Origin of the sequence: Brevibacterium sp. NPDC056726 (genome assembly GCF_042790515.1) — a bacterium.
GTDB classification, from domain to species: domain Bacteria; phylum Actinomycetota; class Actinomycetes; order Actinomycetales; family Brevibacteriaceae; genus Brevibacterium; species Brevibacterium sanguinis.
Window position 1 is genome coordinate 408,622 of sequence record NZ_JBHTYZ010000002.1, and the last position, 19,308, is coordinate 427,929.

Sequence of the window (19,308 nt, forward strand, 5' to 3'; positions counted from 1 at the left end):
CCTTGCGAACGGGGACACGACCTGAGAACGAGCATACTTCTCGGCGGCGTTAGAATGGAGATCATGTTTGGCGTCAACGGCACCGAGATGGTCATCCTCGTGATCGTCGCTCTCGTAGTGATCGGCCCCAAACGCCTCCCCGAATACGCCCAGAAGCTGCGCGACCTCGTGCGCCAGCTCCGCCGCATGGCCGAGGGTGCGAAGGACAACGTCAAACGCGACTTCGGCGACGACTTCAAGGACGTCGACTGGCAGAAGCTCGACCCGCGCCAGTACGACCCGCGTCGCATCGTTCGCGAGGCCCTCGTCGAAGAGGATTCGGCGATCCGTGAGGCCAAGCGCCGCGAGGAACTCGCCGCCCCCGCTGCCCAGGACGACACGGAGAACCCGAACGGCGCTGCTGGAACCGGTGCTGCGGCGGGAGCTGCCGGCGGGGCTGCCGGGGGAGCTGCCGCAGCGGCGTCGCCGATCGAGCGGTTCCAGGCGCAGCACGTGCGCCGCAATCGCGCCGAGGCCGCCCCCTTCGACTCCGAAGCCACCTGAGCCGCCTCAGCGTCACCCCCGAGCCGCTGCTCGCAGGCCGTCCGCTGCACTCAGACCGCTGTTGAGCACAGACCAATGGCCCCGTCACCTCGGTGACGGGGCCATTGATCTGAGCGCAGCGCGCCCGCGAGCAACTGATCCTGCCCGGCTGACCGCCTCAGCGCGTGACCGGTTGCAATGCTCCTGCGCGCAGCGCGCCTCAGTTGCGGTGGACGGCGGGATGTTCGGGGTTCGAGCACAGGGCGGTGGCGTACCCGCGGCAGAAGTACTCGGCACCGCTCTCCATCGTCTTCTCCGAGAAGAGGTCGGACACGGTCACGGCGTAGAGCCCCTCATCCGCGATGGTCTTGAACACCTCCGGTGCCGCATCGATCGTCGTCGGATGGATCGAGTGCATGAGCACGACCGACCCGGGCTTCGCCGCGGCGCGGACCGCGTCGACGATCATCGACGCGCTCTTGTGCCGCCAGTCCTCGGTGTCGACGTCCCACATGATCGCCGGATGGTCGATGGCCTTCGCCGAGGCCTTCGACATCGCACCGTAGGGCGGGCGCATGACGGTGACCTTGCCGCCGCCGGCCTTCTCGATCGCCTTGTCGGTGTCGCCGATCTGCTTCTTCACCGCGTCAGGGCTCTGCTTCGACAGCTGCGGGTGGCTCCACGAGTGGTTGCCGAGCTCGTGTCCGGCCTCGGCCATGCGACCGACGACCCCGGGATTATGCTCGACGTTCTTGCCGAGGAGGAAGTAGGTGAGACGGATCTTCGCGTCCTGCGCATCGGCGAGCAGCTTGTCCTCGATCGACGTCTCTCCCGGACCGTCGTCGTAGGTCAGGGCCACGCACGGCAGCAGGGCGCACGAGTAGTCCGGGTCGCGCTCATCGGCACCCTGCGGCAGGTTGACGGGGGTGTGCAGCGCTGTCGTCACCGTCCGGCCGAGAGCGGTGAGATCATCGGTGTCCACCGGCTCGCCGCCGACGGTGAGCGCACCGGTCTCATCGGCGCCGATCGCGCCCGGGTCCGTCTTCGTCGTGAAGAGGTCGGCGGCCTCGACGGTCGTGTCCTCGGCGAGGTCCGTGACGAACACCGTCGTCGCTGCGGCCGGCGCCGAGGTGGGCGTCGAGCTCGGGGCGGGCGCCGAGGTGCCCGGGGCGCCGAGCTGCGGGCTCTTCGGTGCGCGGTTCTCCGTGACGGCGCTGATGAGGTAGTCACCGCCGGCGGCGAGGACGCGGTTGCTGTAATCGACTTCCCCGCCGGTGGTGCCGGGGGTGTTCGCCGAGGCGGTCGGCTGTGCCGATGTCGAGGCGGTCGGCTGGTTCGCTGCGGGCGCGGTGAACCTCGAGGCCTCCCACCGCTCGGAGGGGTCGGTGACGACGGGGCTGAAGGCCTTGCGGTCGCCGAACGCGCCGGCGGATTCGAAGCCGCCGAGCACGACCTTCTCCGTGGCAGCGGCCAGGGACTTCGCGCCGGGCAGACCGAAGAGGTGCGCATCGGAGCTCGGCGTCGTCTTCGCATCGACGACGGCGTAGCTGCGCAGGGCCGACGTGAGCGTCTGCAGATTGTCCTCGGCGGTCGACCGCTGCGCCTGAGACGCGGACGAGCCGTCGCGGGTGCCGTCGGCGACGACGCAGCCCGACAGGATGGTGAGGGCAGCGGAGACGGCGGTGAGGGCGGCGAGGGGACGCAGGGCACGGCGACGCGAAGGGAATGTCAAAGAGAGGTCCTAAAAGCGACTGTGGGGGATGCTCGCCGTCCAGTCTAGAGGACAGCCTTGACACGCTCACGACAGCGGCAGTCAGGCCTCTCACCTGCTCTGATGGGTCTCACCAGCACTGACGGGGACGCTGCGGGAGCATCGTGAGACAGATCTCAGGGCAGAGATCACACCGGAGTTGCACGATTGTGATCATCGATGACGAGCAGTGACAACGATGTGACGTGATCGTCGGCGTGTCGTCACACGGGACTGAGGCCGAGCGAGCGTCCGGAGAGGCCGCGCGAGCGCTGCGCGAGGCGCTCGGCCAGCGAGTCGAACGCCTGCGCGGCAGGGGAGTCGGGGCGGGCCAGCACGACGGGCGTACCCGCATCGGAGCCCTCCCGCACGAGGGTGTCGAGGGGGATCTGCGTGAGCAGCTCCACCTCGGTGTTCGTCGTCGCGGCGAGATTCTCGGCCACGGTCTGCCCGCCGCCGGTGCCGAAGACGTCCATCCGGGTGCCGTCGGGCAGCTCCATCCACGACATGTTCTCGATGACCCCGGCGATCGGCTGGTTCGTCTGCGTGGCGATCGCACCGGCCCGCTCGGCGACCTGCGCCGAGGCCTGCTGCGGGGTGGTGATGACGAGGAGTTCGGAGTTCGGCAGCAGCTGCGCCACGGAGATCGCGATGTCACCGGTGCCCGGGGGCAGGTCGAGGAGCAGGATGTCGAGGTCGCCCCAGAAGACATCCGTGAGGAACTGCTGGAGGGCGCGGTGGAGCATCGGTCCCCGCCACACGACGGCCTGGTTGCCGGGTACGAACATCCCGATGCTCATCACCTTCACGTCGTGGGCGACCTGGGGGATGATCATGTCGTCGACCCGGGTGGGCTGCCCGGACAGGCCGAGCATCGTCGGGATCGAGAAGCCGTAGATGTCGGCGTCGACCAGACCAACGCGCAGGCCCTTCGCGGCCAGGGCCGCAGCGAGGTTGGCCGTCACCGAGGACTTGCCGACCCCGCCCTTGCCGGAGGCGACGGCATAGACCTTCGTCAGGGACTCCGGCTTCGCGAACGGCACCTCCCGGGTGCCGCCGGGACCCTGGAGCTTCTCCCGCATCGCGGTGCGCTGTTCGGGAGTCATCGTCCCGAGCTCGACGACCACCTCGGTGACGCCCTCGAGCCGGCCCACGGCCGCCTCGGTGTCGCGGGTGATCGTGTCCTTGAGCGGGCAGCCGGAGATCGTGAGGAGAACGGTGACGGTGACGGTGCCGCCGTCGACGGCGATGTCGGAGACCATGTCGAGGTCGACGATGTTGCGCCGGATCTCCGGGTCGATGACGGTGGTGAGGGCCTCCCTCACGGCGTCGATGGTCGGGGCGCTGCTCATCAGCGGCCTCCCTTCGTGTCGCGCGGGCTGTGATCGTCTGCTCCGCCGCTGTCCTTGGCGGCGTCCTCTTCGAGCTCCTTGAGCAGATCTTTGAGCTCGGAGCGGATGAAGTCGCGGGTGGCGACCTCGCGCATCGCGATGCGCAGGGCCGCGACTTCACGGGCGAGGTATTCGGTGTCGGCGAGGTTGCGCTCGGCCCGCTGCCGGTCGTGCTCGAACTCGACGCGGTCGCGGTCGGCGCTGCGGTTCTCGGCGAGAAGGATGAGCGGGGCCGCGTACGAGGCCTGCAGGGAGAGGATGAGGGTGAGCAGGGTGAAGTTGAGCGAACGCGGATCGAACTGCACCGCCTCGGGCAGCAGCGTGTTCCACAGCAGCCACACGGCACAGAACACCGTCATCCCGACGAGGAACGCCGGGGTGCCCATGAAGCGGGCGAACGCCTCGGCGCCGCGGCCGAAGGTCTCCGGGGAGATCGCGAACCGGGGCAGCTTGCGCTTCGAGGAGCGGGGGACGTCGAAATCGTCGGTCGGCATGGTTACCCCCTTCTGTGGTCGTCGCGGCCGGTCGTGCGCCAGTCCTCGGGCAGCAGCTCGTCGAGGACGTCATCGACGGTGACGACGCCGATGAGTCGGTCGTTCTCGTCGGTGATCGGCACCGACACCAGATTGTACGCCGCGAGGAACTTCGTCACCTCGGCCAGCGGGGTGTCAGGCGGCATCGGGTCGACCTCGGTGTCGAGCATGATGCCGACCGCCTCGTGCGGCGGATGGCGCAGCATCTCCTGGATGTGGACGAGGCCGAGGTACTTGCCGGTCGGGGTCTCGATGGGCTGGCGGCACACGAAGATCGCCGCGGCGAGCGCCGGCGGGAGGTCCTCGCGGCGGACGTGGGCGAGCGCCTCGGCGACGGTCGTCTCCGGGGTGAGGATGACGGGTTCGGTCGTCATCAGACCACCGGCGGTGTGCTCGTCGTAGGAGAGCAGGGTGCGCACGTCCTCGGCGTCGTCGGGCTCCATGAGGGTGAGGAACCGCTCGGCCTGTTCGTCGGTGAGCTCGCCGAGGAGGTCGGCGGCGTCGTCGGGCTCCATCTCCTCGAGGACGACGACGGCTCTCTCCGTGTCGAGGGCGGAGAGGAGCTCGACCTGGGTCTCGTCCGGCAGCTCCTCGATGACGTCGGCGAGGCGTTCGTCGTCGAGGGCGCGGGCGACCTGGAGGCGGCGCTCGGGCGTCATCTCGAAGAGGACGTCGGCGAGGTCGGCGGGCTTCGTGTCCTGGTACGCGGCGATGAGCTGCGTGGCTTCCTGATCGTGGGCGGAGTCCGCGGGATGGTCGGCGTCCGTCCAGGAGATCTGCATCGTCTCCCCGCGCCGGCGGAACGCGGAGAAGGCGCTGCTGCGCTCCTGGACGCGGCGGACGAAGAGGCGGGTGACCTCCCAGTCGCGGTTGACCTGCTGCTCGATGCCGACGTCCTCGATCTGGACGGGGGAGTCGTCCTCGCGCAGGCGCAGGCGGCGGTCGAGGAGGTCGTTGACGACGAGGGTCTCCGAGCGGCGCTGCTCGAACCGGCGCATGTTGACGAGTCCCGTGGTGATGACCTGACCGGCGTCGATCGAGGTCACCCTCCCCATCGGCACGAACACCCGGCGTCGTCCGGGCACCTCGACGACGAGCCCGATGACGCGCGGGTACTGGCGCATCGTCGTGCGGTAGACGATGACGACGTCGCGCACGCGGCCCACCTGATCGCCGAGGGGGTCGAAGACCGGGGCGGAGATGAGGCGGGCGACGAAGACGCGTTTCGAGGAGCCACTCATATCCTCAAGCCTACTTCGTGGTCACGCCCTGGGCGGCGTCGTCCACATCACGTCCCGGTTGCCAAGGCGTCTTGTCGTTGGCAGTGGGGTGTGTCGGATGTGGGGTCCGGCCGTGTCAGCGAGTGCACGTGTGCCTGATGTGCGATCAGTTCGTGCCGCCGAGGTGGATCCGGCTCGAATGCGCGCGAGATCTCGAGCGCGATCCACCTCGCTGGCAGTGGGACTGGCCTGCGGAGGGTGGCGGGGCGGGCCCGGTCGATGGGGCGTCTGCGCGGGCGCTGGTGCGGCGTTTGCCCGGCCGTTGCTCAGGGAATGGCGGCGAAGGCGGCCGTGAACGCGGGCGCGAGGTCGGTCAGGGTCGGCGGCTGGTCCCACGACGGGTCGACGGGGACGGCGCTGACGGCGGCGTCGATCATGGCGAGGGTGATCGCATCGGCTGCGGCCGCGTGGATCGAGACGAGGTCGGGTGTCGCCTCGGCGGCCAACGGCACCGTGCCCGTGCTGATGGCGAACACCGTATCCCCGTCGAAGTGGGTGTGGGAGGGAAGGATCGCTCGGGAGATGCCGGCATGGCCGCTCGCGGCCATCCGCGTCGCCTGCGCCGGGTCGAGGGCGGCATCGGTCGCGACGACGGCCAGAGTCGTATTCGTCGCCGAGGCGGCTGCCCCGGAGTCCCCGGGATCCGCGCTCTCGGGGTCTGCCGCGGTCTCCGGCACCGGCAGCCAGGGCACGGGAGGAAGGTCCCACCCGAAGGCGCGGAGGAGGGGAGAGGCCCAGAGGGTGCCCTCCGGGGTGCCGATGGTCCCGAGCGCGTTGAGTGCGACGAGGGCTGCGACGGTGTGTCCGCTGGGCAGGCGCAGCGCGAACGACCCGAGGCCGCCGCGCATCGTCTGAAACCCGATCCGCGCCCCGCTGGCCCCGCCGACGCTGCCTCTCACGCTGGGGGCGCGGTCCGCGTCGCCACTCGCGCCCGCGCCGTCTGTCGAGTCCTCGCCGCCACCCGCGCGCGTGCCGCCAGTGCCGCCGGTGCCGGCCGCCGCGAGAGCCGCCCGCACCGCCGCCGCCCCCTCAGCGGGTGTCGGCGGGGAGACGGGACCGGCGCCGCGGCCGAGGTCGTAGAGCGCGGCGGCAGGGACGAGCGGGATGACCGTGCCCGGCAGGCGGGGTGCGGGAAAACCGCGACCCGCCTCGGCGAGGGCCTCCGACACCCCGGCGACGGTGCGCAGACCGATCGCCGATCCGCCGGTGAGGACGATCGCATCGGCACCGTAGGCATGGGTGCCCGGAGCGATGACGTCGGTCTCATGCGTCGCCGGGCCTCCGCCGCGCACATCGACGCCGACCGTCGATCCCGGCGGCGGCACGAGGGCAGTGACACCCGAGAGGCGCTGCCGGGTGAGGTCACCGGCATGCCCGAGTCCGATCCCGGGGATCTCGAGGATGCCCCGCCCGCGGATCGGGGTCGGGATCATCGACCCTGGACCCAGGCTTCGATCTCGGCACGGGTGCGGGGGAACCCGGCGGAGAGGTTCTCCACTCCGTCGGCGGTGACGAGGACATCGTCCTCGACGCGCACGCCGATGCCGCGGAACTCCTCGGGCACGAGGAGGTCGTCGGCCTTGAAGTAGAGGCCGGGTTCGATCGTGAAGACCATGCCGGGTTCGAGCACGCCGTCGAGGTACATCTCCGCCCGCGCCTGCGCACAGTCGTGGACGTCGAGGCCGAGGTGGTGGCTCGTGCCGTGGACCATCCACCGGCGGTGCTGCTGACCCTCGGGGGAGAGCGATTCGGCCGCGGAGACCGGGAGGAGACCGAACTCCTCGAGCCTCGCGGCGATGATCTCCATCGCCGCCTCGTGGAGTTCGCGGAAGCGCACGGTGCGCTGCGTGTGCTCGGCGGCCACAGCGAACGCGGCATCGGAGGCGTCGAGGACGGCGTCGTAGATCTTGGCCTGCACCTCGGTGAACGTGCCCGACACCGGCAGGGTGCGGGTGATGTCAGCGGTGTAGAGGGAATCGGCTTCGGCTCCGGCGTCGACGAGGACGAGATCGCCGTCGACGACGGGTCCGTCGTTGCGGATCCAGTGGAGGGTGCACGCATGGTTGCCCGAGGCCGCGATCGTGTCGTAGCCGATGCCGTTGCCGTCGGAGCGGGCGGCGGTCTCGAAAGCGGTTTCGATGACGCGCTCACCGCGGCGGTGGGCGACGGCCTGGGGCAGTGAGGCGACGACGTTGTCGAAGCCGGCGCGGGTGATCGCGACGGCCTCGCGCATCGCCTCGATCTCGTGGTCGTCCTTGACCAGGCGCAGCTCGGACAGCGCCTGGGCGAGCTCGGCATCCCCGGCCTCGGAGGTCTCGAGGTCGGCCTGGACCTGCGTGCGCGCGAGGTCGATGACCGAGTCGATGCGGGTGTCGGCTGCGCGCACGAGCCGCACGGAGATCGCCCCGAGGTCCTTCGTGATCGCATCGTCGACGGTCGCCGAGTTCGCGGTCGCGATGCCGGTCATCGTCGCCATCGCCTCGAGGTCGGCGCGCGGGCCCACCCAGTATTCGCCGTAGCGGGCGTCGGAGAAGAACTCCTCCGTGTCGGCACCGGCGCGGGGACGGAAGTAGAGGGTGACGGCGTGCTCGTCGCCCTCGGGTTCGAAGACGAGGACGGCGTCGGGTTCGGAATCGGCTTCGAGGCCGGTGAGGTGGATGAACGCCGAATGGGCGCGGAACCGGTAGTCGGTATCGTTCGACCGGACCTTGAGTCCGCCGGCGGGCACGACGAGGCGCTCCCCGGGGAAAGCCGCGGAGATCTTCGCCCGCCGCTCAGGGGTGAACCCGGCCGCCGCGAGCGCCTCGGCGTTGAGCGGGGTGCGATCCCAGCCCTGCGAGACGAAGTCGCGGAATGCGCGGGAGCTGGGACGGTGCGAGCGGTTGTTGACGCGGTCGTTGATCGGCTGGTCGGTCTCCGTGCTGTCTGTCATGCCTCCATTCTAGGCACGCGGTCAGGACGGCTCCGGCGAGTGGATAGACTTGAGGGCATGGTCATCGATCTCCATGCACACACGGCGTTCTCGGACGGGACACAGAGCCCGTCCGAACTCGTTTCCGAAGCCTCGATGGAGGGCATCGACGTCGTCGGCATCACCGATCATGACACGACCGCAGGATGGGCTCCCGCCGAGGAGGCGGCCCGGGTCTACGGCCTCGGCCTCGTCCGCGGGATGGAGATCTCGTGCCGTCATGAGGGCATCAGCGTCCATCTCCTCTCCTATCTCCACGACCCCTATGACACGGGTCTGGCCAGCGTCGTCGAGGAGACCCGGCGGGCCCGCCTCGACCGGACCCACCTCATCATCGACCGGCTCGCCGAGGACTATCCCATCGACATGGACGCCGTGCTCGCCGTCGCCGGCGAGGACGCGACGATCGGGCGCCCCCACATCGCCGATGCGCTCGTGGCCGCCGGCCTCGTCGAGACCCGCTCGGAGGCGTTCGCCTCGATCCTCTCGAGCCACGGGAAGTACCACGTCACCCTGCCGACGATCGACCCGATCACTGCGATCCGCCTCATCGCCGAGGCGGGGGGAGTGTCCGTCTTCGCCCATCCCCGGGCGGCGATGCGGGGTCTCGTCGTCTCCGATTCCGCGATGGCCGACTTCATCGCCGCGGGACTCGACGGTCTCGAGGTCGACCACCGGGACAACCCCCCGAACGAGCGCGAGATCATGCGCCGGCTCGCCCACGACCACGACCTCATCGTCACCGGGTCGAGCGACTATCACGGCACGGGCAAGCCCAACCGCCTCGGCGAGCATTCGACGTCCGAGCACATGCTCGCCAAACTCCTCGACCGTGCCGCGGCCAGGCCAGGGGGAGTCGAATTCATCCAGGGGTGAGCGCGGGGTTCTCCGCTCCCTCGTGACCGCAGGCCCGTGCGACAGGCTGACTCGCGGGACCGACTGCGCCGCGCCCTCGATCAAGCAGTAGCGCGGATGTGGGGGCGTGCACGGCCCGCTGTCCGCCCTGCCGCGTGATCGAGCGGGGATCGACGGGTGCGGGCCTCTTCGGCAGACGACGAACGCCCCGCCGCAGGTGACTGCGGGCGGGGCGCCGGGAGTGCCGTTCTCACTCGGTGCCGGTGTCCGAGGCCTCGGCGCGGCTCGTGCGACCGACGGGCTTGCCGCCGCGGGTGCGACGACGCTGCCGGTTGCGACGGGGCTTCTTCGCATCGGTCTCGGCCGCGGAATCGCCGCCGCGGGAGTCGGCGGAGTCGCCGCGACGGGAATCGGACGAACCGCCTCGGCGGGATTCGCTCTTCTCCCCGCTGCGCCGACGACGGGCCGGGCGCTTGTCCTCACCGACGTTGTCGGAGGACTCACCGTGCTTGTGGGGCAGACGCCCCTTCGTGCCCTTCGCGATGCCGAGGTCGGAGAAGAAGTGCGGGGAGGTCGAGTACGTCTCCGCGGGCTCGTCGTGCTCGAGGCCGAGGGCCTTGTTGATGAGCCGCCAGCGGGGCATGTCATCCCAGTCGACGAGCGTCACGGCGGTGCCGGAGTTGCCCGCGCGGCCGGTGCGGCCGATGCGGTGGACGTAGGTCTTCTCGTCCTCGGGGGACTGGAAGTTGACGACGTGGGTGACATCGTCGATGTCGATGCCGCGGGCGGCGACGTCGGTGGCGACGAGGACGTCGACGGTGCCGTCGCGGAATGACTTCAGCGCCTTCTCCCGCTGCGCCTGCCCGAGGTCGCCGTGCAGCGCCCGGACGGCGAAGCCGCGGTCGGAGAGTTCGGCGGCGAGCTTGTCGGCGGTGCGCTTCGTGCGGGTGAAGATGATCGTCCGCCCGCGGCCCTCGGCCTGGAGGAGACGGGCGACCATCTCGCTCTTGTCCATCGAATGCGCGCGGTAGACGAACTGCGTCGTGTTCTTGCCCGTGAGCGAGAGGTCCTCGTTGTCATGGGCGCGGATGTGGGTGGGGCGATTCATGTAGCGGCGGGCCAGGGTGATGACGGCGCCGGGCATCGTCGCGGAGAAGAGCATCGTCTGCCGGTTCGCGGGAACGGCGTTGATGATGCGCTCGACGTCGGGGAGGAACCCGAGGTCGAGCATCTCGTCGGCCTCGTCGAGGACGACGGTGCGGACCTTGTTCAGCTTGAGCACCTTGCGGCCGTAGAGGTCGAGGAGGCGTCCGGGGGTGCCGACGACGACGTCGACGCCGGCCTTGAGGGCGTTGATCTGCGGATCGAAGTCCTTGCCGCCGTAGATCGTGATGATGTCGATGTCACGCTGGCTCGACGCGGTGACGAGGTCCTGGGCGACCTGCTTGGCGAGCTCGCGAGTGGGGACGACGACGAGCGCCTGCGGCAGGCGCTGACCGGTATCGGCCGCGCCGTCCTCGTCCTTGCCGACCACGCGCTGGAGGAGGGGAATGCCGAAGCCGAGCGTCTTGCCCGTTCCGGTCTTCGCCTGCCCGATGATGTCGGCGCCCGAGAGCGCGACGGGAAGCGTCATCGCCTGGATCGGGAACGGGTGGGTGATCCCGGCCGCTGCCAGGGAGGCGACGATCGGTCCCGACACCCCCAGATCAGCGAAATCGGCGTCTGTGTCCGCCATGTCTCAAACTCCTTTTGGCGCCTTCGCGCCCGTGCTGGATGCGAACCGGTACTCTTGAACCATGCCCGATTCTTACCCCTTGGCCAGTACTGATGCTGCAACGCTTGCGCTGGTCGCGTACGGTGAGCTCACCGCCTTCGAGAGAATGGCGACCAATGCGTCCACGGCTGTGGAGCTCGACGACACGGTGACGCTGTCACGGCTGGCATCGCACTCATTCTCGCACTTCGAAGAGCTTTCGCAGCGCATCAGTGAGTCGGGCCAGGATGTGATCGAACTCTGCAGGATCTTCGAGCCGACATTCTCCGTGCTGGCGGAGAGGACTCGTCCCCGTGACTGGTACGAGAGCCTCATGAAGGGCTTCGTCTTCGACGGGATCATGAACGACTTCTATCGCATGGCGGCCGATAAGCTCGCAGAACCCGAGCACAGCCTGGCAATTGCTGTTCTCGATGATACACGGGCCGCCGACTTCGTCCGCAATCGGCTGACCGCCGACGTCGGCGAGGACACGCAGCTGGCCTCCCGGCTCGCCCTGTGGGGACGCAAACTCGTCGCCGAGACCCTCGGCCGCGCCCGGCACCTGCTCACCGACCCGGTCCTCGGCATCGACGAGGCCGTCATCGTCGAGGCGATCCCCGCGGTCACCGCGAACCATTCCCGCCGCATGTCGGCCCTCGGCCTCGTCGCGTAGGTATAGGAGTCGCATAGGTATAGGCGGAGACACGGCAGAGGCCCGGTCACGATGACCGGGCCTCTGCGCTGTCCGACTGCCTCAGGTTCAGCGCTGCCTCAGGCGACGCCGAAGCCGACGCGTCGGGAGGTCTCGCTGCCGAGTTCGATGTAGCCCAGCGCCGTCGACGGCACGAAGACCTGGCGGCCCTTCGTGTCGGTGAAGGTGAGCAGAGCCTCGGCCTTGACCGCTTCCTCGATGCGCGTGGCGAGGTCCTGGGCGGACTCGTCCGTGTCGAGGACGATCTCACGCGGGGACTGGCGGACGCCGATCTTGATTTCCATTGTTCTCCTTAACGCGGTGGTAGTCGTCCTCAGCTTAACGTTGCCCTCGCCCTTGTTTCTTCCCGCCTCGCAGGGGTCGCCGCTCGGCTCTCAGCGAACGCGACCGACCGCGCGTGGAGCCGACGGACGCTCGATCGGGGCTATCGTCGGGTCCGCGCTCCGCCCCGGCCGAGCGGCGTGCGCGGCCCTCAGCGGGTGTGGGTCGCGAAGGACGACAGTCCGCCCCAGCTCATCTGGGTGAGCAGGTCGACGGTCGCATCGATGTCGAGTTCGTGCGTCGCCTCGATCTGCTTGATGACGACCTCGGCGGTGCCGATGAGCGTGCGGCACAGCAGATCCGCGTCCGCGTCGTCGAGATCGGTGAAGCTCTGGAGCGCGCTGACGATGCGGGCGACGGTGCCCTCGCGCATCGTGCGCACACGCTGCTGCGCCTCGGGCTCGTAGACATCGGAGTTGAAGAGGATGACGAACTCCTCGCGATGGGAGATCGCGAAGTCGAAGTACGCCCGGTAGGTCGCGCGGATGCGCTCGCGGGGGTCATCGGTCGAGTTGAGCGCCTGCGCGACCTGTCCTGCCAGGTGCGCGGCCGAGTGGTCGATGAGGGCGAGGTAGAGGTCCTGCTTCGACGCGAAGTGCTGGTAGAGGACCGGCTTCGACACGCCGGCCTCCTCGGCGATCGTGTCCATCGACGTCGTGCGGTATCCCCGATTGGCGAACACGGCGCGCGCCACCCCGACCAACTGGTCACGGCGCTGTTCACGGGGCATTCTCTGCTGCGGACTCGGCATCCCCCAATCCTACGCGAATCCGCCCCGCGACCCGGGAGCGACCGCCGTGTCAGCGGCACATGATGGAATACGGGTATGGATGACCTGGCACCCGATCACACGGCGACGCTGTCCGCGGCGCTGCTCAACCGCGAATCCGCCGCCGTCATCGGGCGGCCGGGGACGGGGAAGACGACGCTGCTCAGGGCGGTCTACGGCCGCCTCGTCGAGTCCGTCGATCCCTCGTCGATCCTCGTCCTCACCCCCAACCGCGACCATGCCGACGTCCTGCGCAACACGCTCCCCGTCCCCGCCGAGGCGATCCTCCGGGCCGCTCCGGCCCGCAGCATCTCGTCGTTCTCCTACGGCATCGCCCGCGCCGCCCACGCCACCCGCACCGGGGAGGAGCTCGAGTTCGTCTCGGGTGCGGACCAGGACGTCTTCCTCGCCGATCTCCTCGCCGGCCACGAGGCCGGTCACGGACGCACCCCGCACTGGCCGTCCGACATCACCGCCGAGGTGCGCGCCACCTCGGCGTTCCGCACCGAGATCCGCGACGTCCTCAACCGGGTGATGGAGTTCGACTTCGGGGTCCGGCTGCCGCCGGCCGACGAACACGGGGAGTACGTCTTCGACGCCGGACGCAGCGCCCTGGAACGGGTCCTCGCGACCCACCCCGACCCGCGGTGGGCGGCGGTCGCTGCGGTGCTCGAGGAGTACCTCGGGATCATGAGCATGCCCGGATACGGGGGCATCGATGCGGCGACGGTGCTCGCCCGCGCGGCCTTCGAGATCCTCCGTGAACCCGCCGAGGTGACCGCCGGGCGGCCGTGGTCGTTCTCTCCCGATCGGGTTCCCTCCGTCGTCCTCGCCGACGGGGTCCAGGACTTCCCCGCCGCCAGCTGGGGCGTCCTCGAGCAGCTGCGCGAACGCGGGACTGCGCTCGCGCTCTTCGGCGCCCCGGAGACGGTGACGGGCCGCTTCCACGGGGCTGACGCCTCGGTGCTCGACCGGGCGGCCTCCGATCCCCGGTTCGACACTCTCGTTCTCGACCGCGTCGTCGACACCGATCCCGAGCTCGCGGCCGTCTCCGACGGATTCGGCGCACGGATCACCACCCGGTGGGGACTCGGGCACATGCCGCGTACGCTCACGCCCGCGGTGGGAGAGGACGCGGTGGGGGACGACGCGGCTGCGCCCGCCGGGTCGGAGCACACGGCGGACGAGGCCGCGGCGAATGAGGCCGTCGAGACCCATGTCTTCGCCGGTGCCGCGTCGGCCCACCGCTACCTCGCCCGACGAATCGCCGAATTCGTCGCCGCCGGGCACTCCAACTCCGATGTCGCCGTCATCTGCCGCAACGCCTCGACGGCACGGGTGACCGCCGGCGAACTCCGCGCGGCGGGCACGCCGACGGCGACCATCGTCCAGCCCCTCAACGTCGACCCGGCGACCGCGCCCCTGCTCGACCTCCTCACCCAAGCGCCCGGCCTGGGCGACGACGACGCCCTTACCCGGGTCGCACTGTCCCTGGCCGGCAGCGTCTACATCCGCCTCGACGCCGTGCAGCTGCGCCGCTTCCGCCGCCTCGTCCGCAGCGCCTACCCGGCCGCCGACAGCACGGCATCGCTCGCCCTCGCGCTTCGCGACGCCCCAGCGGACTCACCGATACCGGGACTGTCGACGCTGTCCCGGATGCTCAGTGCCGCCGCCGACCACGCCGATGCGGACCCGCACACCGCGCTCTGGGCGATCTGGGAGGCCGCCGGCGTCGCCGAACGCTGGCAGACCGAGGCGCTGCGGGACCCCGACGGAACTGCCGGAGCCCACCTCGACTCCGTGCTGCGCCTCTTCACCCTGGCGGAGAAGATCACCGACCGCGGCGGGTTCACCGCCCGCTCGTTCGCCGGCATCGTCGCCGAGCAGGACATCGCCCAGGACTCGCTCGCCCGCACGTCCGGGTTCGCCGACCACGTCCAGGTCGGCACCCCGGCCTCGCTTGCCCACCTCCGTGTGCCCTGCGTCATCATCACCGACGTCAACGAGGGGGTGTGGCCCAACCCGAAGCTGCGCGGCGGCATCCTCGGACTCGGCGACCTCACCGCGCTCCTCGCCGGCGACGATCCCGTCACCGCGGACCCCGGCTACCATGCGCACGCCAAGCGCACGAACCTGCGCGAGGAAGCCGAGCTCTTCTACACCGCCCTGACGCGGGGCCGGGAAAAGATCATCGTCACCGCACTCTCGGACTCCGAGTCCGCGCCCTCGGCGTTCTTCGACGTCATCGCCGCAGCCACGTCACGCGGCACCGCCTCGACCGACGGATACACGCTCACCGACGAGGATGAGCTGCCGCCCCTCGACCTCGCCGAGATCGCCGCGCTGGCCCGCTCCCAACTCCTCGAAGCCGCCCGCGACTCCGCCGGTGAGCGTGACGATCCGGCACCGGCAGCCGCCGCGGACTGGGCGGCACTGTCGGCGGCGCTGACCGCCGCGGTTCCCGGGTCGCGCGCACCCGGACAGTGGAGGGAGGCCGAGGACGTCACCTCGACGGCACCGCTGTTCACGCCCGACGACGACGTCACCATCTCCCCGTCGCAGGTCGAGACATTCTCCGACTGCTCGCTGCGCTGGTTCCTCACCCGCCACGGCGGCGACCGGGGAGGGACGACCGCGCAGAGCATCGGCACGATCCTCCACGCCGCCGCCGAACACCATCCGACCGGCCCGACCTCGACGATCAGGGAGTACGTCGAACGCGAGTTCGCCACCCTCGAGTTCGCCACCGACTGGGAGCGCGAGCGGGAGCACACGGCCGCGATGGCCATGGTCGACCGCCTCGGCGAGTACATCGAGGACGCCCCCGGGTCGGTCCTCGGCGTCGAAGCCCAGGTTCGTGCCTCCGGCGTCGACGACCTCGGGCAGGAATGGACGATCACCGGTCGGCTCGACCGGGTCGAAGCGACTGCCGACGGGGTGCGCATCGTCGACTTCAAGACGGGGCGGAACGTTCCCGCCGGCGCCGACATGCCCCGGCACGCCCAGCTCGGCGTCTACCAGGAGGCCGTCGACTCCGGGACGCTCACCCTGCCCGACGGCCGGGTCGTCGACGTCGAAGCCGTCGGCGCCGAACTCGTCTTCCTGCGCCGGACGAAGTCGACGAAGCGGCTGCAGGGCGCGGTGAGCGCCGACGAGGACCCGGACTGGGCGCGTGACCTCATCGGTGAGGTCTCGACGAGGATGCGCTCGGCGGACTTCCCGGCCCGCGTCGACCCGCCGAAGTGCCTGAGCTGTCCCGTGCGATCGTCGTGCCCGGCGATCGGCCCCCACATGCTGGAGGAGTCCTGATGAGATTCAGCGCCGACGACCTCGCTCGGCTCACCGCTGCCGATCCGACGCGCGCGTTCGGTCCGAGCCCCGAACAGCAGCGCATCATCGAAGCCGATCCCGCCCAGACGATGAAGGTCACCGCCGGCGCCGGATCGGGCAAGACGACCGTCATCTCCCAGCGCGTCGTCTGGCTCGTCGCCAACGGGCACGTCGCGCCCGAGGAGATCCTCGGCCTCACGTTCACCCGCAAGGCCGTGGGGGAGCTCGGCAGCCGCATCCGGGTGCTGCTCTCGCGCCTGCGGCACAACCTCGGCGAGGGCAGCGACCTCGCTCTGCCGGGACTCGACTTTCCGACGGTGTCGACGTACAACTCGTATGCGGCGGCGATCGTCGGCGAGCACGGCGCGAGCATCGGCATCGAACCCGAGACGGTGCTCCTCGACGAGGCGGGTGCCCACGCGATCGCCGCCGAGGTCATCGATGCCGCGTCCGCCGAGGCGGTGCCCGGCAGCTATGCGCGAGACACGATGATCGCCGACATCATCGCGTTCGCCGGGGCGATGAACGACCACGGCCGAGATGTCGCCGAGGTGACCGACTACCTTGAGGCATGTTTGCGGGCGCTCGTGTCGAGCAAGGGCAAACCCGTCGACCCGAGCGGTCGGCGTCGGAAGCTCGAGGAGAAGATCCGCACGGCGGCCCTGGCCGGGGAGTACATGAGCGCGAAGCGCCGTCATCTCGCCATGGACTTCTCCGATCAGGTGCGGTTCGCCCAGCGCATCGTCGACGAGGTGCCCCACGCCCTGGCGGCGGAGCAGGCGAGGTGGAGGATCGTCCTCCTCGACGAGTTCCAGGACACCTCCGTCGCTCAGCTCACGCTGCTCTCGACCCTGTTCTCGAGGACAGCGGTCACCGCCGTCGGCGATCCCCGGCAGGCGATCTACGGCTGGCGCGGAGCCAGTGCTGACAACATGATCCGCTTCGACGCGGACTTCACCGACGTCGAGTCGCTGACCCTGAGCACGAGCTGGCGCAACGACCGGACGATCCTCGACGTCGCCAACCGGGTCGCCGACGGGCTCACCGGCAGCCGGGAGACGCCCCTGACGACCCGCCCCGACGCCGGTGTCGGCGACGTCGTCGTCGACGTCTCCTCCGGCGCGCACGACGAGTCGTTCCTCACCGTGGGGCTGCGCTCGCTCACCGAATGGGCGGCCGGACTGCCGGAGGGCGCCTCGACGGCGGTGCTGTGCCGCAAGCGCGCGCACTTCGCCCCCGTCACCGCCGCGCTCGAGACCGCGGGCTTCGCCGTCCACGTCCATGGGTCCTCCGGCCTGCTCAGCGACCCCTACGTCGCCGACCTCCGCGCCGTGCTCAGCGCCGCGGTCGATCCGCTGGCCGGGGACGAGCTCATGCGGCTGCTCAGCGGGCGTCTGCTCGGCCTCGGCGCGACCGACATCGCCGCGCTCTCGGCCTTCACCCGGCGCCAGGCGAAGGGCCGGGAGGCCGCAGCGAGGTCGCAGGCCGCCGCCGGCGGGGGAGAGCTGCTTGCCGAAGCCATCGACGTCGCGACGATCGTCGAGGGCCTCGACGAACTCATCGACACCCCCGCCACGCGGGCCACCGGGCTGAGCGACACCGCCCGTGAGCGTCTCGTCCGCTTCGCCCGGGCTCTGCGCGCGGTGCGGGCGGGCACCGGCACACTCGCCTCGGTGGTGCGCACCGCGCTGACGGAGACGGGCATCGACTCCGACATCTGGGCGCTCGGCGACGCCCTGCGCCGGGTCCACCGCCAGGCGATCGACGGGTTCCTCTCCGCCGCCGCCCAGTACTCGGCGACCGCCGAGCGGCCGAGTGTGCCCGGCTTCCTCGAATGGCTCTCGCTCATGGAGGTCAAGGACGCGCTCAGCGCCGCCGAGCCGACCGTGGCCCCGGGAGCGATCAACGTCATGACCGTCCACGCTTCGAAGGGACTCGAGTTCGACGCCGTCGCCGTGCCCTCTCTCGTCGTCAAGGACTTTCCGACCGAACCCCGGGACAAGGAGGGGTGGATGGGACGCACCGCCCTGCCCTATCCGCTGCGCGGGGATCGACTGCACCTCGTCGACTACGACCTGCGCAGCGCCGAGTTCGAGACGAAGAAGGAACTCGACGAATGGGTCAGCGAATTCATCAAGCCAGCCGTGGCCGACGCGCACGAGCAGGAGGAGAGGCGGCTCGCCTACGTCGCGTTCACCCGCGCCAAGCATCATCTCTGGCTCGGCGCCGAGCTCATGGGATCCCGGTCCACCCCCGACGAGCTCTCCCCGTTCCTCCGTGAGGCCGCCGAGGCCGCCGGGCTCAACCCGGAGATCCCCGACCCCGCGGAGGAGTCCGCGGCGGATCGGATCGAGACGACGGTGTGGCCGGTGCCGCGCACCGCACGGGTCGCCATCGCCGAACGCGCCGGGCGCTGGGTGGAGGCCGCCGGTGACATCGACCTCGAGACCGTCGCGGGCGGAGACTCCCCGGTGGCCGTCCTGGCCAGGCGCGCCCAGGCCATCCTCCGCGCCCAGGAGCCGGCGGCGGAGGGTCGACTGCCCGACCGCCTGTCGACGACGGACCTCGTGTCATGGCGGCGGGATCCGGAGGAGTTCCGCACGCAGACGCTGCGTCCCGTGCCCGAACCTCCGAGCCGGGCGGCGGAGATCGGCACGAGCTTCCATGCCTGGGTCGAGCGGCACTTCGGACAGGCGAGCATCGACATCGACGAGCTCGAGACCGTGCGGCCGGCCGACACCGCGCAGCTCACGCGCTTGCAGGAGACATTCCTCGCCTCGGACTTCGCGCGTCGGCAGGCGGCGGAGATCGAGATGTCCTTCGAACTCGTCCTCGGCCGGTTCCGGGTGCCCGGGAAGATCGACGCCGTGTTCATCACCGGTGACCAGGCCGAGGTCGTCGACTGGAAGACGTCGAGGAGGCCGAACGCGGAGACGCTCGAGGTGATGAAGTGGCAGCTGGCGCTCTACCGGTTCGCCGTCCAGCGGGTCCACCCCGAGGTCACCGAGGTGACCGGGACGTTCTACTTCGTCGGCAGCGACGACGTCGTCAGCTTCTCCGACCTGCCCGAGGAGGATGAGGTGATCGCATGGCTGGCCGCCCATGACTGAGCGCGAGC

The 19,308-nt window shown here is 70.1% G+C and carries 14 protein-coding genes; 5 read left to right on the forward strand and 9 right to left on the reverse strand.

Annotated features, from left to right (window positions below):
- Positions 1-63: 63 nt before the first annotated feature.
- A complete protein-coding gene (locus ACFQ91_RS05365) occupies positions 64-543 on the forward strand; it encodes a twin-arginine translocase TatA/TatE family subunit (protein ID WP_198498553.1) in 480 nt (159 codons plus the stop codon).
- 199 nt (positions 544-742) lie between these two features.
- Here ACFQ91_RS05365 and ACFQ91_RS05370 read toward each other — a convergent pair whose 3' ends face one another.
- The 6 genes from ACFQ91_RS05370 to ACFQ91_RS05395 all read right to left on the reverse strand — a co-directional run bounded on the left by ACFQ91_RS05370 (position 743) and on the right by ACFQ91_RS05395 (position 8,408).
- A complete protein-coding gene (locus ACFQ91_RS05370) occupies positions 743-2,254 on the reverse strand; it encodes a polysaccharide deacetylase family protein (RefSeq protein ID WP_198498554.1) in 1,512 nt (503 codons plus the stop codon).
- 242 nt (positions 2,255-2,496) lie between these two features.
- Entirely contained in the window at positions 2,497-3,624 is a 1,128-nt protein-coding gene (locus tag ACFQ91_RS05375; protein WP_198498555.1) for an Mrp/NBP35 family ATP-binding protein, read from the reverse strand.
- On the reverse strand, positions 3,624-4,157 hold the full coding sequence (locus ACFQ91_RS05380; RefSeq protein ID WP_198498556.1) for a DUF1003 domain-containing protein: 534 nt from the start codon (positions 4,155-4,157) through the stop codon (positions 3,624-3,626). The genes ACFQ91_RS05375 and ACFQ91_RS05380 overlap by 1 nt, the downstream gene beginning before the upstream one ends.
- Positions 4,158-4,159: 2 nt before the next feature.
- Entirely contained in the window at positions 4,160-5,437 is a 1,278-nt protein-coding gene (locus ACFQ91_RS05385) for a magnesium transporter MgtE N-terminal domain-containing protein (protein ID WP_198498557.1), read from the reverse strand.
- A 305-nt stretch (positions 5,438-5,742) separates the two neighbouring features.
- Positions 5,743-6,909: a P1 family peptidase gene (locus ACFQ91_RS05390; protein WP_198498558.1), complete on the reverse strand. Its 1,167-nt coding sequence runs from the start codon at positions 6,907-6,909 to the stop codon at positions 5,743-5,745.
- A complete protein-coding gene (locus ACFQ91_RS05395; RefSeq protein ID WP_198498559.1) occupies positions 6,906-8,408 on the reverse strand; it encodes an aminopeptidase P family protein in 1,503 nt (500 codons plus the stop codon). Before ACFQ91_RS05395 ends, ACFQ91_RS05390 begins: the two co-directional genes overlap by 4 nt.
- A gap of 57 nt (positions 8,409-8,465) precedes the next feature.
- On the opposite strand from ACFQ91_RS05395, the gene ACFQ91_RS05400 reads away from it, so the two are divergent.
- The gene (locus tag ACFQ91_RS05400; RefSeq protein WP_211977793.1) at positions 8,466-9,323 is read left to right on the forward strand and encodes a PHP domain-containing protein; all 858 of its coding nucleotides are present in this window, start codon (positions 8,466-8,468) and stop codon (positions 9,321-9,323) included.
- 229 nt (positions 9,324-9,552) lie between these two features.
- On the opposite strand, the gene ACFQ91_RS05405 is transcribed toward ACFQ91_RS05400, so the two are convergent.
- Complete coding sequence (locus tag ACFQ91_RS05405) at positions 9,553-11,037, reverse strand: DEAD/DEAH box helicase (protein WP_198498561.1); 1,485 nt, start codon at positions 11,035-11,037, stop codon at positions 9,553-9,555.
- 61 nt (positions 11,038-11,098) lie between these two features.
- On the opposite strand from ACFQ91_RS05405, the gene ACFQ91_RS05410 reads away from it, so the two are divergent.
- Positions 11,099-11,731 carry a ferritin-like fold-containing protein gene (locus ACFQ91_RS05410; protein ID WP_140955187.1) on the forward strand — a complete coding sequence of 211 codons (633 nt, stop codon included), beginning with the start codon at positions 11,099-11,101 and terminating at the stop codon, positions 11,729-11,731.
- Positions 11,732-11,829: 98 nt separating this feature from the next.
- Here ACFQ91_RS05410 and ACFQ91_RS05415 read toward each other — a convergent pair whose 3' ends face one another.
- The gene (locus ACFQ91_RS05415; RefSeq protein ID WP_198498562.1) at positions 11,830-12,054 is read right to left on the reverse strand and encodes a DUF3107 domain-containing protein; all 225 of its coding nucleotides are present in this window, start codon (positions 12,052-12,054) and stop codon (positions 11,830-11,832) included.
- A gap of 188 nt (positions 12,055-12,242) precedes the next feature.
- The gene (locus ACFQ91_RS05420) at positions 12,243-12,842 is read right to left on the reverse strand and encodes a TetR/AcrR family transcriptional regulator (RefSeq protein ID WP_232623565.1); all 600 of its coding nucleotides are present in this window, start codon (positions 12,840-12,842) and stop codon (positions 12,243-12,245) included.
- A gap of 75 nt (positions 12,843-12,917) precedes the next feature.
- On the opposite strand from ACFQ91_RS05420, the gene ACFQ91_RS05425 reads away from it, so the two are divergent.
- Together ACFQ91_RS05425 and ACFQ91_RS05430 are read left to right on the forward strand one after the other, a co-directional pair.
- Entirely contained in the window at positions 12,918-16,169 is a 3,252-nt protein-coding gene (locus ACFQ91_RS05425) for a UrvD/REP family ATP-dependent DNA helicase (RefSeq protein WP_198498563.1), read from the forward strand.
- Entirely contained in the window at positions 16,169-19,300 is a 3,132-nt protein-coding gene (locus ACFQ91_RS05430) for an ATP-dependent DNA helicase (protein WP_198498564.1), read from the forward strand. The genes ACFQ91_RS05425 and ACFQ91_RS05430 overlap by 1 nt, the downstream gene beginning before the upstream one ends.
- Positions 19,301-19,308 lie beyond the last annotated feature (8 nt).

Excerpts from the sequence above, each read along its gene's own strand:
- ACFQ91_RS05365 (WP_198498553.1), top strand. The coding sequence starts at position 64 with ATGTTTGGCGTCAACGGCACCGAGATGGTCATCCTCGTGATCGTCGCT.
- ACFQ91_RS05375 (WP_198498555.1), bottom strand. The coding sequence starts at position 3,624 with ATGAGCAGCGCCCCGACCATCGACGCCGTGAGGGAGGCCCTCACCACC.
- ACFQ91_RS05380 (WP_198498556.1), bottom strand. The coding sequence starts at position 4,157 with ATGCCGACCGACGATTTCGACGTCCCCCGCTCCTCGAAGCGCAAGCTG.
- ACFQ91_RS05385 (WP_198498557.1), bottom strand. The coding sequence starts at position 5,437 with ATGAGTGGCTCCTCGAAACGCGTCTTCGTCGCCCGCCTCATCTCCGCC.
- ACFQ91_RS05390 (WP_198498558.1), bottom strand. The coding sequence starts at position 6,909 with ATGATCCCGACCCCGATCCGCGGGCGGGGCATCCTCGAGATCCCCGGG.
- ACFQ91_RS05395 (WP_198498559.1), bottom strand. The coding sequence starts at position 8,408 with ATGACAGACAGCACGGAGACCGACCAGCCGATCAACGACCGCGTCAAC.
- ACFQ91_RS05400 (WP_211977793.1), top strand. The coding sequence starts at position 8,466 with ATGGTCATCGATCTCCATGCACACACGGCGTTCTCGGACGGGACACAG.
- ACFQ91_RS05405 (WP_198498561.1), bottom strand. The coding sequence starts at position 11,037 with ATGGCGGACACAGACGCCGATTTCGCTGATCTGGGGGTGTCGGGACCG.
- ACFQ91_RS05410 (WP_140955187.1), top strand. The coding sequence starts at position 11,099 with ATGCCCGATTCTTACCCCTTGGCCAGTACTGATGCTGCAACGCTTGCG.
- ACFQ91_RS05415 (WP_198498562.1), bottom strand. The coding sequence starts at position 12,054 with ATGGAAATCAAGATCGGCGTCCGCCAGTCCCCGCGTGAGATCGTCCTC.
- ACFQ91_RS05420 (WP_232623565.1), bottom strand. The coding sequence starts at position 12,842 with ATGCCGAGTCCGCAGCAGAGAATGCCCCGTGAACAGCGCCGTGACCAG.
- ACFQ91_RS05425 (WP_198498563.1), top strand. The coding sequence starts at position 12,918 with ATGGATGACCTGGCACCCGATCACACGGCGACGCTGTCCGCGGCGCTG.
- ACFQ91_RS05430 (WP_198498564.1), top strand. The coding sequence starts at position 16,169 with ATGAGATTCAGCGCCGACGACCTCGCTCGGCTCACCGCTGCCGATCCG.